Below are 16,769 nucleotides of genomic sequence, written 5' to 3' on the forward strand. Positions count from 1 at the left end.
ACATACTTATGCGTTATACCATATTTATCTTTCTAATTTTCTTTCAACTCTAATTGATTAAGAGGACTTAGATTTATTTTGTATAAAATTATCTTTTAAAGTTTAAACAAATATTCACCTAGGTTAAAAACAAGAAAAAATTATCATGTCACCATTTATTTTCTAAAATTTTCTTTCTGATTCTACTTAAAGACTGTGGTTTAATACCTAAATATGAGGCAATGTAATGTTGAGGAATTCTTTCTGATAATTCTTTGTATGTATTTATGAAATCCAGGTATCGTTCTGTAGCAGAGTCAAGCATCAGAGAAGTTTCTCTGACTTTGTGAAAATAACAAAGCTCTTCTAATAACCTTAAATGAATTTTACCAAGAACATTATTGCAATTTCTAATTTTTAAAAAATCGTCAACATATGCTGTCTGCAATTCAACTGATGTGAGGGATTGTATATTTATCTTTGAAGAAACTTCTTTTCTAAAAGAAACAAAATCGAATACAAAGCATGGAGCCACAAAAAACCTTGTTGTTATTTCTTCGCCCTCAGCACTAATCCTGTACGCTCTCAAAATGCCTTTTTTCAAAAAAGCAAGCTTAGCTTTACCAGTATTTACTTCGATAAAATGTTCGTATTTATTTAAGTGTTCTTGCTTGTATATGCTTAAAAATTTATCTTTTGCAGTATCGTCTAACTTTACTATTGATGATAAATAGTCGATCATATCCATTTGGTTTATTTCTTTGTTCTTAAAACAACTTTTTTTTTAAAAGTTTTTTTTAAGCGTAACGTGACAAAAATTAAGACGATGTTAACTAATTTATGATTCTCTTAATTATTGGGAATTATCACAAAAAATAGATATTTCTGACTTCATAAAAACATACAGGCAATCAAGCTATATTATATTGTCAGAAACTTTAAAACTATATTTCAAATAGTAATACCACTGCTACCCTAAAATTATGCTAATCTGCGCGTTTGCATATCGACTATACGACTTGTGACATATGGAGCAGGTTTTGTCTTTTTCTTCAATGTAAAGTTTCTGTATAGCTCTGCACATATTTTATGCTTTGAAATAGAAAAAAGCAACTGCTCTTTGAAACACAATTTTAGAACGGAATCGACACCAGCTGTTTTTTGATCCTTTTTACAAATTTTTACTGTATCAAATAAGAGGATACTCCGGCATAATTTTTATTTATGAATAATGCTTGATAGCATATTGTATCAAAGCATGGTAACCTACTAATTCAAGTTTTTTACGTATGTTGAATCTATGATTTTGAATGGTTCTTAAGCTATTATTAGTGATTTGGGCGATTTCTTTTGTAGGTTTATTTTGTGCAATAAGTTTCATTACCGTGGCTTCTTTGTCGGTTAGCCCAGGATATCTTCGCTGTTCTATATCAGCTTCTTTTCTTTTTTTTTTAGGTGTATTTAATAATAAAGGACTACAATAAAATTTTTTTTTACTTGTGTTGCTTATATATCCCTGATAATTTACAAAATCATCAATATGTAAAAAGTGATTTACTCCTTTATTAAGAGCATCAAAAAACGTATTCCCGATATGATCGCAGCATATCACAAACTTACAATGTATATATCGTGTTTTTAAAGTCTCTATAAGTACTAAATTTATACGCATTGGATTTTCAAATATAAAAATATAAAGAGGGCTTATATCCCTGTCAATATGTAGAACATCCCTCAGATAGATCATATGTATAGGCTTAAAAGGAGAAAAGTTTATTTGATGAATTGAAAAGTGCGAAAGTTTTTTTTTGCTTACGATAATTATAATATTATTCTGGTACTTTTTGTTATTTCTATGCATATGAATTCGTGTCAAAATTTTAGAATTTGAAGTAACCTAATCAAGTAAGACTAACTAGAGCCTTTCTACTAAAAAACTTTCTTCAAGATTGATTTCAATATATTTGTGGGCAAATACGTACAAAGAGTGTGTTCCTGCGAGATTTAATTTTTTACAAATGGAGTGTCAATAATTTTGTATTGTTTTTTCACTTTTAAAAAGCTGTGTAAGTATCCCTAAAATCCGCTACAGTCTAATTTTAGGGGTACTTACAGTCTGGGGTCACTTTATATATGTCTTCTTTATAAAATAATACTATTTAATACAGTATCTTTCTGCTATGTTATCCTAAAATCAAAAAAAAAGGTGACTCAAAATTTTTAAAAGATGAGCCACCCAATTTTTAAAATTTTCTATTATTTCTTTATAAATTGGAACGCTTTAGCCGTTTTACCTTTTTGACTTATTTTAAGAAAATAAATTCCAGCGGGAATTCCCGAAATATCAAGTACAACTTGGGATCCATTAATCTCCTTCTGAACCTCTATAACTTGACCAGAAAGATTTACAATTGTTACCTTAGTATTAGTATCCGCTCCTGCAATGTATAAATCTGTACTCACCGGATTGGGATAAATTTTTAAATTTTGAATATTGGGTTCTTTTTTATTAGAATTATCTTCAGAGATTCTCGAACTTCCTAAATACTGTATGTTTATCCAATTAACATTCCAACCTCCGGATTGAGCAAATAAACCAAAAGGATAGGCTCCAGATGTTATATTTACTTTTTGAGAAACTGTAATCCAATTCTGCCATCCTCCAGTATCAGGAATATCCAGTTCACCTAACACGGTAGCTCCTGCATTTAGATCAGAGCTTAGCTTTCCGCCTCCGACTGCACTAGCAACTCTATACTCTAATCTATAAGTACCGGTAAATGGAAAATCAATAGTACCATAAGACATCCAATCTCCTGCATCGATGTATCCTACGTTCAATCCTCCTTCAGAGCAGGGTTCGGTTTGAACACCAGACATAGCTTGATAATCCTCTGCCTCGATTCTCTTATTAAAAGACTCTGCATTTCCATTAATTGGACCTAAAGTGATTTTAGCTCTGATGGGATTCGGTGTAGCTATGGTTGCCGATTGGTCAAATACATCATCATAGGCAAAGGCATAGGTTTGTCCTTCAAAACTGATATCTGTTTGATGTAAAAATTTAGCATACCAGTTATAAGGCTCAACCTGGTAATACCGTGAAGTGTCTCCAAAATCTTGAAATTCACCTGACGGAGAATTAAGGTCGATGGCATGACGAGTAATGGCTGCAACAAACTGGGCTTGTATCACAAGATCCCAACGATCACCACGCGCCATCACACCGCTTCCTTCCATGGCTTCCAAAGTCGAAGGTTTTCCAAATATAGTAGCAGTCTGGCCGTCACTCTCTCTTCTTAAAACAAAATGACCATTTGGCTGTACACTTCCTCTCCATCTTCCTGCATCTCCGGAGTTGAAATAGATTTCCTGTGTTTTGTATTTATTCCAAATGGCGTTTATATAACTATCTAAATAATCTTTTGGGAAACTTTCGTCTTTCATTGGAAATGAAATAATACCTTTTTCTCTATCTAATAACCTTTTAAAAGGAACAGGTGCTTGTTGTTCCCATCGATCAAAAATCTCATTTCTGGTTTTTAGCTCTCCTACCTTCTTAAAAAAGCCCTGGCCTTCTACTTCTAAACCAATGGGGTATTGAAACGCATCTACTCTTGAGGTATTATTGAAAATCCCAAATTCATTAAAGGTAAGTTCAATTACCTCAAAAGTGATCCCTTGATTTGGATCTGTAGGGTTAGCAAGGTTAGCACCTGCATATCCACTTGGAGCTCCATCATATCCAAAAAAATACAAATACATTTGACTTTTAAATGAAATAAGGATACGACACCCCGCGATCTGAGGGATATTAATCGTTTTGTTTGGAATTTCGGTTAATCTCCTAAAACAATTTGCATATTTTCCATTAAGACCAGGACCTTGATTTCCGCCAATTATAGGCCCTTGGATCGTATTGTCTGATCTACTCATTCTGTTTATTTGACCATTAGCAGGGTCTACCCAAATAAATTTTCCTCCAGGTAGTTCTTCGCCTACCACGGCCACAAAAACCTCATTATCTTGAAATTCCGAATTATTTTCTATAGTATAAGGCAGTCTTTGAGCCATGATTGTAAAGGCCGAAAAACATAACATGATGGCCAAAAATAGTTTAGATAAACATCTATTATTAAAATTGATTCTTTTACTCATTTCTTTAATTTTTAATAAATTTTAAAGTTTTATTGTTTGTGTCATTCTTCAATACATAAATCCCTTTTGGAAGTGAACTTACATTGATTTGATTTTTACTTTTTGATGTTTTAAGCACTTGTTTTCCTAAGACGGAATAAATAATCATTGTATCTCCTTCTTCTGCACCTTTTACATGAAGTATTCCTTTTGTTGGATTTGGATAAACGGAAAAGATCTCTTCTTTGTTGATCGCAAGGTCTCCTTGTTTATTATTAACTCCTTCTGTGATATGAATCCAATTCAAATTCCAACCTCCAACTCTGGAATAAATTCCTAATGGATACGTTCCGGCGTTTACATTAACCGTATGTGAAATAGTCGTCCAGTTTTGCCAGCCTCCTGTATTTGGTACATTTAATTCACCTAATACAGTATTTCCTGCATTGAGATCTGTAGAAAACTGACCTCCATCTACATCACTGGCTACATTATATTCAATGGTATAAGCCCCAGAACGCGGAAAGGAGATATTTCTATAGGCCAACCAATCCCCGGGGTCTGTATATCCTATGTTTTCACCACCTTCAGAACAGGGTTCTCTTTGAATTCCTGACATATTCGAATAGTTTTCTGCTTCAATTCTGGTGGACCAATTACCTGAGCCTTGTGATACAATGACTGAGGTAACCACATCATCAAAATTCTCATTGACCAAACAGCTATCATCACCTCCAACCACAATTGAATTTCCGGAAAAATTATCATCCCTATATAAAGTAACCTGATAGCCCGAAGCTACCTTGAGAGAGGAAATATCATCATTTCTAACTCCAAGAGACCTTAATTGAGAAAGCGTATATGTTCCTTGTGTAAGACCTGCTTGATATCCTCCATAATCACAATTTTGATACAAAACTACAGGAGAAGAAGGATTTGGATTTGCCCCCTTTTGATACACTCGCACCCAGTCTATTCTCATTTCTGCAGGAAACGCATCATTATCAACTGCAAAACCCGGAAACCATCCTCCAATGGCCATATTAAGTAACAAGAAAAATTCTTCGTGAAACTCGCTGGTACCATTAATACCGTTGGCAATATTCACTTTATTATATTGTCTTCCGTCAACGAACCACGTAATGGCATTTTCATCCCATTCTACTGTATATAATCTAAATTGAGTAACATCGGTATTAGTTTGCTTTCCGAAGGATGCATAGCTACCGTTATGATCTCGCCAGTGAATGGTTCCATGAATATCAGGGGCGTTATTGACGTGTTCCATGATATCTATTTCTCCACAAGATGGCCAACCTACAGAACTAATACTATTACCCAGCATCCAAAATGCTGGCCAGGAACCCGTAAAAGAAGGTAACGCTATTCGCGCTTCAATTTTACCATATTTAAAAGATCTTCTGCCTTGGGTTTTCATTCTTGCAGATGTATAATTCCTCCCTCCAAAACTTTCTCTTTTTGCAGTGATAATAAGCTCTCCATTTCTTACAGAAGCATTTTCCCTTCTGTAATATTGCAACTCCTGATTTCCCCAACCGTCATTGCCAGTGCCAGTTTCAAAAACCCAATCTGGTCCAATCCCGTTAGTGAATTCATCTTGCCAAACTAAATTCCAGGTTTGAGCACTGATATCACTGCCCATTAAACTGAATAGGCACAGGCAGACTATCAGCATACCATTAATTATTTTTTTCATAATCCAATTGTTTAAAGTTTGTTTTTTGAGTGAACTCAATAGGAATGATGGATACCATTGAGCTAAGAAAATATGAAGAAGCTTTGTTAATATTTGATATTAAAAACTGCTAACAAAATTGTAATTTTTTTGTTCTTGTTGGGCATAGGATAATTGAGTACACCCAATTACCCTAATTAAAAAAGTTAGTTCGATGGTATTCATTATGATGAGTTTGTGTGTTACGTTTGATATTATTAATCCTTTTGGATCATTCAATCCGGAGTAAATGATTATCCCAAAATTAGAGATAATCTTTAATAGCCTTTTAATATAAAACCTCAACATATGTCAAATCCATAGAAGATAGAAACCGTTATATCAATACCATTTAGCCTTTGTTATTTATGATTTAATCAAAAACCTACCTTTTTAAGAGAAGAGAATGTATTCTAAGTAATAGATTTAAATTTTAGTCAGCGTATAGGTAATGTTGTAGTATTTTAGGATAACTAATAGGAAGTTTAGAATAATTTAACTGTTCAAAATACATAAAAAAACATGTGCTTAGTCTTATTTAAACAACATATTTAATTTTGAAAACGGTAGGTATCTAATATACCGTATAAACAAAATGAAGGCGGATTTTAAAATTCGCCTTCATTTTTTGTTTACTCGATAATCGAGATTTAAATGCTCCGAGGCTTGCCTCGAAATCAAAGTTAGTTTCCAACTGATGCCTCGAGGGCTTGCCCCGAGGTAGTTTACTAGTTTTAAAGAAACAATACCAATTCTGATTTAAAACCATCTAAATTTCCAAAATGTAGCTAACTAAATTTTCTGATTGATTGAGTTTAAGCTTTTTTCGTAACCGGTATCTTTTGATTTCAACACTTCTCAAAGAAATACAAAGAAGCGGGGCTATTTCTTTAGAAGAGAGATTTAACCTTAAATAGGTGCAAAAACGAAGGTCGCTTGGGGTTAAATCTTTGTGTTTGGCTTTTAGTTTTTTCAGAAAATAATTGTCTGTACTGTTTAAAGCGTCTTCAAATTGTTTCCAATCGTCACCACTATTTAAATTATCTTTAATTATTTGTTCTATGTTTTTTATGCTCGAACTACCATTACCTGAACTTATCTTTTTAAGTTCTTTTCTTATCGAATTTAAAATTTCGTTCTTTTTTACAATATTCATAGTCGAATTCGCTAATTCTCTGTTTTTATTTTCTATATCCTGGATCAATTTCTCATTCTTTAAGCGCATTATTTCCTGATCGATTTCAAGTTGTTTTAAGTTCATTTGTTTTTGGTTATCATCAATGATCTTTTTTTCTTTCTTTCGATAATAATTTTTATATGCTCTGTGCACGCCAATAAGCAGTACTACAAATATCAAAGTGTAAATAAAAATTGCCAGATTACCTATATAAACAGGACGCTCGATTGCGAAATCATAAGACACTTGAGTAAACTCTTTATCCTTTTTTTGATTCGACCTAACGACAAAAGAATATTCTCCAAATGGTAAGTTCTCAAAAGTTACTTCTGGTTTCGTAGACCAATCACTCCATTCATTATAAAAACCTTTTAGCTTATATTGATATTTGGGAATTATGTATTTATCATAGTTAGGAACACTAAAACGAAAGTACAACATGTTTAGACCAGATTTGAACGTTTTTGGTCCTCCATTTAACTTTACTCTTTCGAATTTTCCTCCTCTTTGTTTTATAGAAATTTGATTTAAACGAATCTGAAGATCTGTAGGTTGAATCATTTTTGTATCTAAAATCAAATATCCATTGGTTCTTCCTAATAAGTACTGCGAATTTCCTAAACAAAGCATGTTCTCGAAACCTACCATTTCGTTTCGTAAACTTTTAGGGATAGAAATGTTATGAACCTCATAGTCTCCGGTAAATTCACTCTCTCTTATAAAGGATAGATTTTCTTTAGTGAAGCTCCACAATGTATTGTGTTGGTCGTTAATTAATTTACCAGAAGTATAATCTCCCTTGCTGTAGATATTACTTAAGAGACTATCTTTCTTAAATTTTTCTGAAATCTTATCATAGATATAGATTCCTTTCTCATTAGCATAAAATAAATCATTATTATATGTAGTAATTCCAGAATTCGGCGTTTTTTCTACTGATTTAATTTCTGAAAGGTTTACAACTTTTTCAAAACTTTGATCAACTTCTATTTTGAATAATCCTTCATACTCATGATTTACCCATATTTTATCATCGTAAATCTCTAAATATTTTGCCGAATAATTAAATTCACCAATATCTTTAGAATACTTCCATTTTTTATCCTCTTTTTCAAGTACCCCAAGGCCTGAATAACTTCCAAATAATAACATGTCTGGATGACCAGAAACTTTTTTAAACCCCCAGACACCCGTATGCGAAGTTAGTTTCTCTAACTTTGTGTTCTTCAATTTAAAAACTCCCTTATCATGAGCACAGAAGAGTACCTGTTGGTACTTAAATAAATTCCAAACTTGGCCTTCAGTACCTTTAATAAGTTTAAAGCTATCATTAGAACTTTTCTTTTTATAAAACAGCCCTTGATTGGTGCCTAAATATAAATCATCTTCAAAAATTGCAGAGGCATAGGTTGTACCTATGCTTCCATCTGGATCTTGATAGATCTTTACAGGAGAATTGATATTGATACAACTTATTCCATTATCTAAGCCAAGCCATAAGTTATTTTCAATATCCTCAAAAGTGGATAACACCGTATTATTACTTAAACCATCTTTTTGATCAAAAGAATGAATTATATCTCCATTTTCAGAAAGAATTATTAACCCCTTTGAAATTGTTCCTAAAACATAATTACCATTTTCTGCTCTTATACCACTAAAAATGGTTACATCTTTTAGAAAACTTTCAGAAGGAGTCTTCCAAATTTGTAAACGTTGATCTTTAAAAAAGTAAAATCCCTTATTATTCGTAATTAAAACTAGGCCTCCATCCTTTTCTGCGATATTAATTACTTTGGTTTGAGGGTCAAATTCTGAACTTACATCTATAATTAATTTTGGTTGACCTTTTTCTAAAGTAAAAATTCCTTTCTGAACTTCTTGATAATATAATTTACTGTTAACTACGAACATTGAAATTATCGCAATATAAGACTCTATAGTTGTAATCTCCTCTGTAATAGTATCATATATATAAATTCTATCAAACGATTGAAATAAAACTCGGTTATTTATTTGTTCAATAGACCAAAACTGCTCGTCTTGAACTAGTTTTGATTTTATCTTGTCGCTTATTGAGGTATATTCTAGTAATCCAAAATCATTCTTACCCCAGTATCCAAATTCCATAGAGGCTCCCAAATAAATTCGATCTGCAATAGCCTTAATCGCACGAATTACAGTTCCATTTGGAGAAGGATACTGCTGCCATATAAACCCATCAAATTCAAGTAGACTTTTATTGTTGGCAGTATAAATTTGTTTACCCGAGGATTGCGTAATAGACCAATTTTGGGGTTCTCCCTGGTAATCATTAGGAAAATAAGATTGGATAGGAGGTAACTCTTGTGAGTAACTAAAAAAAGATAGTATAAATATTAAATAATTTAGTTGTCGCATTTGATCTACATACGAAGTTAAATATTATAACTAAGTTTTAATTAATCTTAAAATCTTATAAGTTAATTTTTTTTTGGCTCAATATTATGTTTAATCGCTAAACAACAATTTTCTTTAGATTAACGTAAGTTTTCATTGATTTTGTTTCATGAGCAATCGTTACTACAGTGTAGCAACCAAAGGATTTTGTTATTCAATAAACATTTTTAATGGGATACTTGTTAAACACTAGATTTTTTAAAAAAAATTGGGTAGTAGTAATCTAATATTCCCTTCTGTAAAAAATTTCCATTCAAACTTCGCAAAAACTATACGGAAGTTTGGCATAACCCCCTAATACACTAATTAAATTGCTTTGACAGCGCTACTAACAAACTAATTAAAAGATAACTTTGCAATTTAGAAGCTCTCTAACTTACATATCTTGGATAGGCAGATTTATATTTTTATAGTAAGAAAAAAGAAAAACCTGTTTTTTTGGTAATATCACCCCTTTCCGGGGTTTGTATGTATTCTTATATACAAAACCCTATATCTATAAGGTTTTTCAGTATTTTAGCGTGAGTTCGACATAAGAAAATTACCTCAGTTTGAGTGTTTTTGCCTAAGCAAAAATGTACTTTGACTGGGATCAGCAGAGCTATCGAAAACAAGTAATTCTCTTATGTCTTAACACACATTATCGTACAAAAAACCCATACAAAATGGTTTATGATCATAAATAAGCCGTTTTTTCTAACATAACATTAAAAGTAAATTGACCCTATTAGAAGTATATCGTTTCCTCTCCTATATCACCAGTATAGTAAGAATCCCAAACATTTGGTGCATCAATTGTATTATCTAACCAAACATCTCGAACCGAATTAAAATAAGAGAATTGATCCCAAGACGCATTAAACATATAACATCCAAATTCTTTAACAAGCCACCCATCAGTCCCATTTAGATGTAAAACGCCATTTACAACTCTAACCCATTCTACAGGTTCATTCACCTGCATACTAAATCCATAATGGTATCTAGTTTCACCAGGGATATTACCAGCTTCATCAATACGTAAACCATCTGTCACGAGATAACCAGCATTGGTCTCAAACGTAATGTGTGCTGCCACATCTCCAAAGGTATGGCTCTGGTTAAGCTCTTCCTCTTTCCCGGTTTTTAACCGAATAGAAAACACAAACTCTTTGCTAGTAGAATTTTTGTTTTGTCGACCGGATTGTTTGCTTTTATGATTTTGTACCGCCGCATCAAACTGACGCCTAACCTCCTCCTCGGGTACATCCTTATCAAAACTCATCTCTAATACAGGTTTTACCAATATTTCGGGGTTTTCTAATACCCCTCCTCCGTGGTTACCCGTAGTACTTCTGAATCCTTCATTTTGCTCTGCTACACTACTGTTGTTTACTTCGTCTACTTCAAGAATTTGGTTCGTTTCTGTAGTTAGATCTGACTTTTCACAGGATACCATATACAGTAGCCCAATGAATAAAACCGCTATAGTTTTAAGATGATGATTTTTCATGCGTTTAAAATTTTTAGTTAATAATTCAATTGGTTAACTTAAATGTAGTACATCACAAACTCTTTCTTTAATTAAATATACATTTACAAAGTAACTACCCCTTAACTACAAACTGCTAAGGTCTAACTGCATAATCGTTCACAATTAGTTTCTAAAATAACTGTAGCTGATTGAGATTACGTATTTGATATCATCTATTGTATGTCGGTATAAGTGATAACAAGTTTGTACTCAATAATGTAATTTACATTCTGTTATATAAACAAATACTGGATAAACAGTATATTAATTCCAATCTTATTTGCTAAACAAAACGTTTTTGTATAAGCTTGTCCAAAATAACTTAAACCATAGATAGTATGCTTAGAATATACTATCTCGTACTTGAAAAAAAATCGACTTTTGTCGAGTAATATATCTGAGGAAACTAACAAAAATAAAGAAACCCATAGAGGTGAAGAAAACACTATTTCAAAAGACTTTACTAATTTACAAATCATTAATTAAACCTAACCGATATAAAAAATACAATATTCTGCCAAATCAAGTAATTACAATTTTAATGGAAATTTTTAATCTTTTAAAAACTATTTAGTGTTAATTAGTAGCAAAAAATCGAAGCGAATTTATAAGGGACATTGATTTGTTTAAAAAAGTGACTGTAATACTTTCATGATTAGCCTTTTAGTGAATAATGATCATTAAAAAGTCGAGCCATTTTTTCCAAATTTTGTTTAATAACAGGTTTACTAACTGATGAAAACCCCATGACTAAACCATTTTGTCTTCTGTTTTTTATAAAATACTTGCTATAAGGAAATGCTACAATCTCCTGACTTCCTAAAAAATTCGAAATTTCTACATCATCCATATATTCTGGTAGTTTTGCAATTAGATGTAGACCATTATTTAAAGGGTGAATATTTACATCTTTTTCAAAACAGTTCTTAAAGCAATCTATAAAAAAGGCTCTACGTTCATTGGAAATTTGAACAACTTTTCGCAAATGCTGATTTAAATAATCCTTTTCTATAAAATCAGACATCACCTTCTGGGTTACCGGAGAAACAAACCTTAAGGTTTGCTCATACATTGCTTTAAGGTCATCTATAAAATTAGTGGGAACAATTAAATATCCCAATCTAATTGAAGGGTGCAAAAGTTTGTTAAAGGTTCCTTGATAAATCACCCTGTTCCCTGTATCTAAACCAAAAATAGAAGTAATAGGATTGTTCCAGTTACTAAACTCATGATCATAGTCATCTTCTATAATCAAACAATTTTTTTTATTGGCCCAATCTAGGAGTTCCAAACGTCTTTTAAGACTCATTTGAATTCCTGTAGGATATTGATTTGAAGGTGTAGTATATATTAGTTTAGGCTTCTTTAATTTAATGTTCTTGATGCTTTCTAAAGACATCCCCTCAGTATCAATTTGTGTGGGAATAATTTTTGCCTTTAAACTTTTGAATATAGCTAAAGCATTAGCATAGGTAGGATTTTCAACGATCACCTCATCTCCTTCATCCAAAAGTAAATCTCCTAAAATAGCTAAGGAATGTAAAGATCCTGTTACAATAATGACCTGTTTGTAGTCACACTGAATATTTCTATAAATCTTTAAATAATTAGCTATGTTCTTTCTTAGCCCATCCAGACCAAGTGCATCTCGATACGATAAATCAGAATAGGTGACATCTTTCCAGTAATTATTCATTAAGTGTTGCCATTGCCGAACTGGAAATATGTCAAGGGGTGGTAAACCGGGTCTAAAAGCAATACCTCTATGTTCGCTTCGGTTCATTATGCTTACACATCTACGAAACTGTTTAGCCCTCTTCGAAATTTCAGGATAAACATGAACTTCGTCATTAGTTTTTGGACTATGCTTTACAGGTGTTTTCAGACTATATTTTATCTTTTTAGCTTGTATATCATTGACAAAATAACCTGAACCATGTACGGCACTAATATATTTTTCTATACAAAGTATTTCATATGCCTTAAGCACAGTACTTCGAGACAAATTTAAATCCTGAGCAAGTAATCTGGTAGATGGTAATTTATACCCTTTATTTAACTTCTTTTCAATGATTGCTTTTGCAATAGAACTAAACAATTTCTCGTAAAGACTCTGCTCATTATTTTGATAGTTAAATCCATGAGAAAAGAGAATACTATTTAATTTTTCGTTCAAAACTGTTATGCGTTAAAAAAAATAATTGGTATGCTCTAAACTATAGAGCAAGTTATACTTTGCAAGGTAATATATTGTAAAATAATTTGACCATTAAAAAACGATAACATATATGATTGCTATAATTCAGATAGGATTGGGTCCGTTAGGTCGGCAAATAGGTAGATACATTGATGAGAAAAATGAAATACAAACTGTTGCTGCTGTGGACATTAATAAGGATTTAAAGGAAAAGGATTTCGGGGAATTTATTAACGGAAAAGCTTCTAACGTATTCATAGAAAATACTGTTGATAACGCTCTGCAGAAACTCTCTAAAAAACCTGATGTAGCTATCATAACCACAGTATCCGATATCCGGAAGTTAGAATCACAAATAGAAGATGTGGCCAAACATGGTATATCTATAGTATCAACTTGTGAAGAGTTATCTTATCCCTGGGAGGAAAACCCTAAAATAAGCGAAAGAATAGATGCTATTTGCAAGAAATACAATATTGCTTGCCTGGGAACTGGTGTAAACCCTGGTTTTTTAATGGATTATCTACCCGCGGTATTAAGTTCAGTATGTAAAAACATTGAGAGTATTAAGGTAGAACGTATTCAGGATGCATCACCCAGAAGAGTCCCTTTTCAACAAAAAATCGGAGCAGGACTTGACTTAGAGGCTTTTAAAAAGAAAGAACTTACAGGCACATTAAGGCATGTCGGATTAAAAGAGTCTGTTTATTTCTTAGCGCAGAGTATAGGTGTAAAACTAGATGAAGTTACTGAAGATCTTAAACCGGTCATTGCAGAAGAGAACATAAACGTTACATCAATGAATATTAAGAAAGGTAATGCTCGCGGCGTAGAGCAAATATCACACGGATATGTCAACGGAACCAGCAAAATTGAAATGCATTTTAAAGCAGCAATCGGGGAACCCAGATCTTTTGATAGAATAACAATAAAAGGAGTTCCTTCATTTGTATCAGAAATTGATTCAGGCATAAATGGTGATATTGCTACTTGTGCGATCACTATAAATAGTGTTAAAAGTGTTTTAAAAGCAACACCCGGATTACACACCATGGCAACAATCGCTGTTCCAGGTTACATTAATTAATACGTATTATTATATTAAATAAAAAACTTAACTCAAAGCAAATGAATGGCTACCCGAAAAAAGTGTATCTAAACGGCAAAATATTAGATCATAAAGATGCCAAAATATCTGTATTTGACAGAGGTTTTATATTTGGTGACGGTATCTATGAAGTGATGACACAAGTGAACGGTGATTTTTTTTATGCAGATGCTCATTTGGAACGTCTCTCAGATTGCCTTCAAAAAGTAAATATAGATTTTGATGTTAATTCTCTTTTAAATGATATTAAGAGGTTAAGAAAAGTTTCAGATTTAGAATTTAAGGATTGTTTGGTATACATACAAGTTACTCGTGGTATTGCTCCAAGAAAACATGCTTACCCCAAAGAAGTAACACCTACAGTAATGATGTATATCATGCCTTTTGAACTTCCAGAAATCAATCAAAAACACATAAAAGCGGTCACTACATTAGATTATAGGTGGGGTCGTTGTGATATTAAAATGACATCTCTGTTAGGCAATGTTATGGTAAACGAGTATGCAATGAAACATGGAGCATACGAAGCTATTCTGATACGGGAGGGTATTATTACTGAAGCTTCACATTGTAATGTTTTCTTTACAAAAAATAATATAGTGTACACCCACCCTTCCAATAATTTCATTTTAGACGGTATTACCCGACAAATTGTGATACAGCTCTGTCATGATTTAGGCATAGAAATTAGACAGGAAGCAGTAAAAGAACAAGATATCTTTCTAATGGACGAAGTTTTTTTGACAGGAACAACAACACAGATAGTTTCTGTGCAGCAAATAAATGAATACTCTTTTTATAAAGGAAATAATACAGGTCCAATAACCAAAAAGCTTCAGGAAGCCTTTTTAGCACTAAAAAAACAGAAATGATTAAGTCAAATATCTTATTTAGTTTCTTTCTAATTACAGTTATTTTATGTAGTTGTTCTAAGCAAGAAGTATATACGATTATTATAAAAAATGGTACTATCTATGATGGTACAGGAAGTGATGCAATACCTATGGATATAGGCATAAAGGATGATGTTATCGAAAAAATAGGAGATCTTTCTAAATCAAAGGCCATGCGTATTATCGATGCCAGTAATATGGTAGTTGCGCCCGGATTTATCGACATGCATGCTCACCTGGATCCTATCCTTGAACTTCCAAACTGTGAAAGCCATATTAGACAAGGAGTAACTACAGCTTTAGGTGGTCCGGATGGGTCTAGTCCCTGGCCCCTTGGAAAATATCTGGATACATTGACAAAAGTTGGCACTGGAATGAATGTAGCATACCTTATCGGCCATAATACGGTTAGGAAAAATGTGATGGGGTTAGAAAACAGAGCTCCTACTCAACAAGAATTGTATCTTATGAGAGAACAAATACAACAGGCGATGCAAGAAGGAGCGTATGGAATATCTACTGGTTTAAAATATTTACCAGGAGCTTTCTCTAAAATAAACGAAGTTATCGAACTATCAAAAGCTGCATCAGCCGAAGAAGGAATTTATACATCACATTTAAGAGAAGAAGGATTAGGGTTGTTCGAAGCGGTAAAAGAAGCTATTTTCATTTCTGAAAAAGCGGATATCCCAGTGATATTAACACATCATAAAGTAATTGGAAAACCCATGTGGGGTAAAAGTATCAGGACGTTGGCCATGGTAGATTCTGCCAGGGTCGCTGGACTTGATATTAAAATGGATCAATACCCATATAATGCCAGCTATACAGGGATATCTGTATTAATTCCAAGTTGGGCAAGAGCCGGAGGCAACGATGCTTTTAAACAAAGAGTGCTAAACCCAAAACTAAGAGATAGTATCAAGTCTGGAATTATTTTCAATATTTTAAATGATCGTGGAGGCAGTGACCTAAACAGAATACAATTTGCCAAGGTAAAATGGATGCCTGAACTAGAGGGAAAGACTTTGAAATATTGGTGCGAGTTAAAAGGATTAAAACCAACTGTAGAAAATGGTGCAGATCTCGTAATAGAAGCTCAGGTAAAAGGAGGTGCTTCGTGTGTTTTTCATGCCATGGATGAAGGTGATGTAGAGCGAATTATGAAGCATCCGCAAACCATGATCGCTTCTGATGGAAGACTGGTCAAACCCGGAATGGGACATCCGCACCCACGGTGGTACGGTACTTTTCCAAGAGTTTTAGGGCATTATGTTAGAGAAAAATCAGTACTCTCCTTATCAGAGGCAATATATAAAATGACAAAACTTCCGTCGATAACCCTTGGTTTAAATGACAGGGGAGTTATTAAAGAAAAAATGAAGGCGGATATTGTAATCTTTGATCCAAAAACAATTATTGACAAAGCAACATTTGAAAAACCACATCAGTACCCAGAGGGGATCTATTATGTGATGATCAACGGACAACTTTCAATTGATAACGGAGTATTTCAAAATATAAAGGCAGGAAAAGTCTTAAGAAAAGCAAAAAATGAGGAATAAAAATAACAAACAATAATTTTATTAAA

General features: G+C 32.9%; 10 protein-coding genes. 3 read left to right on the forward strand and 7 right to left on the reverse strand.

What is annotated here, in order from left to right:
* Positions 1–148: 148 nt before the first annotated feature.
* The 7 genes from ACFSJT_RS11175 to pdxR all read right to left on the reverse strand — a co-directional run bounded on the left by ACFSJT_RS11175 (position 149) and on the right by pdxR (position 13,156).
* Entirely contained in the window at positions 149–721 is a 573-nt protein-coding gene (locus ACFSJT_RS11175) for a Crp/Fnr family transcriptional regulator (protein WP_378320346.1), read from the reverse strand.
* Between the two features lie 480 nt (positions 722–1,201).
* Positions 1,202–1,651: a helix-turn-helix transcriptional regulator gene (locus ACFSJT_RS11180; RefSeq protein ID WP_378320347.1), complete on the reverse strand. Its 450-nt coding sequence runs from the start codon at positions 1,649–1,651 to the stop codon at positions 1,202–1,204.
* Between the two features lie 584 nt (positions 1,652–2,235).
* Entirely contained in the window at positions 2,236–4,137 is a 1,902-nt protein-coding gene (locus ACFSJT_RS11185) for a beta-1,3-glucanase family protein (protein ID WP_378320348.1), read from the reverse strand.
* Between the two features lie 4 nt (positions 4,138–4,141).
* Positions 4,142–5,833: a carbohydrate-binding protein gene (locus tag ACFSJT_RS11190; RefSeq protein ID WP_378320349.1), complete on the reverse strand. Its 1,692-nt coding sequence runs from the start codon at positions 5,831–5,833 to the stop codon at positions 4,142–4,144.
* Between the two features lie 787 nt (positions 5,834–6,620).
* A complete protein-coding gene (locus tag ACFSJT_RS11195) occupies positions 6,621–9,428 on the reverse strand; it encodes a helix-turn-helix and ligand-binding sensor domain-containing protein (protein ID WP_378320350.1) in 2,808 nt (935 codons plus the stop codon).
* A 766-nt stretch (positions 9,429–10,194) separates the two neighbouring features.
* A complete protein-coding gene (locus ACFSJT_RS11200) occupies positions 10,195–10,959 on the reverse strand; it encodes a hypothetical protein (protein ID WP_378320351.1) in 765 nt (254 codons plus the stop codon).
* A 676-nt stretch (positions 10,960–11,635) separates the two neighbouring features.
* Positions 11,636–13,156: a MocR-like pyridoxine biosynthesis transcription factor PdxR gene (gene pdxR / locus ACFSJT_RS11205; RefSeq protein WP_378320352.1), complete on the reverse strand. Its 1,521-nt coding sequence runs from the start codon at positions 13,154–13,156 to the stop codon at positions 11,636–11,638.
* A gap of 136 nt (positions 13,157–13,292) precedes the next feature.
* On the opposite strand from pdxR, the gene ACFSJT_RS11210 reads away from it, so the two are divergent.
* Genes ACFSJT_RS11210 through ACFSJT_RS11220 form a run of 3 tightly spaced genes read left to right on the forward strand, consistent with a single transcriptional unit; the run spans position 13,293 to position 16,743 of the window.
* Positions 13,293–14,264 (forward strand): NAD(P)H-dependent amine dehydrogenase family protein, encoded by a 972-nt coding sequence (locus tag ACFSJT_RS11210; protein ID WP_378320353.1) that lies wholly within the window; start codon positions 13,293–13,295, stop codon positions 14,262–14,264.
* A gap of 41 nt (positions 14,265–14,305) precedes the next feature.
* Positions 14,306–15,157, forward strand: coding sequence for an aminotransferase class IV (locus ACFSJT_RS11215; RefSeq protein WP_378320354.1), 852 nt, complete (start codon positions 14,306–14,308; stop codon positions 15,155–15,157).
* Complete coding sequence (locus tag ACFSJT_RS11220; RefSeq protein ID WP_378320355.1) at positions 15,154–16,743, forward strand: N-acyl-D-amino-acid deacylase family protein; 1,590 nt, start codon at positions 15,154–15,156, stop codon at positions 16,741–16,743. The genes ACFSJT_RS11215 and ACFSJT_RS11220 overlap by 4 nt, the downstream gene beginning before the upstream one ends.
* Positions 16,744–16,769 lie beyond the last annotated feature (26 nt).

It is taken from the genome of Aquimarina celericrescens (assembly GCF_042682765.1).
GTDB lineage: Bacteria > Bacteroidota > Bacteroidia > Flavobacteriales > Flavobacteriaceae > Aquimarina > Aquimarina celericrescens.

What these genes read in the sequence shown, in the direction of transcription:
- ACFSJT_RS11180 (WP_378320347.1), bottom strand. Translation starts at nt 1,651, where the DNA reads ATGCGTATAAATTTAGTACTTATAGAGACTTTAAAAACACGATATATA.
- ACFSJT_RS11220 (WP_378320355.1), top strand. Translation starts at nt 15,154, where the DNA reads ATGATTAAGTCAAATATCTTATTTAGTTTCTTTCTAATTACAGTTATT.
- ACFSJT_RS11200 (WP_378320351.1), bottom strand. Translation starts at nt 10,959, where the DNA reads ATGAAAAATCATCATCTTAAAACTATAGCGGTTTTATTCATTGGGCTA.
- ACFSJT_RS11215 (WP_378320354.1), top strand. Translation starts at nt 14,306, where the DNA reads ATGAATGGCTACCCGAAAAAAGTGTATCTAAACGGCAAAATATTAGAT.
- ACFSJT_RS11190 (WP_378320349.1), bottom strand. Translation starts at nt 5,833, where the DNA reads ATGAAAAAAATAATTAATGGTATGCTGATAGTCTGCCTGTGCCTATTC.
- ACFSJT_RS11195 (WP_378320350.1), bottom strand. Translation starts at nt 9,428, where the DNA reads ATGCGACAACTAAATTATTTAATATTTATACTATCTTTTTTTAGTTAC.
- ACFSJT_RS11175 (WP_378320346.1), bottom strand. Translation starts at nt 721, where the DNA reads ATGATCGACTATTTATCATCAATAGTAAAGTTAGACGATACTGCAAAA.
- ACFSJT_RS11185 (WP_378320348.1), bottom strand. Translation starts at nt 4,137, where the DNA reads ATGAGTAAAAGAATCAATTTTAATAATAGATGTTTATCTAAACTATTT.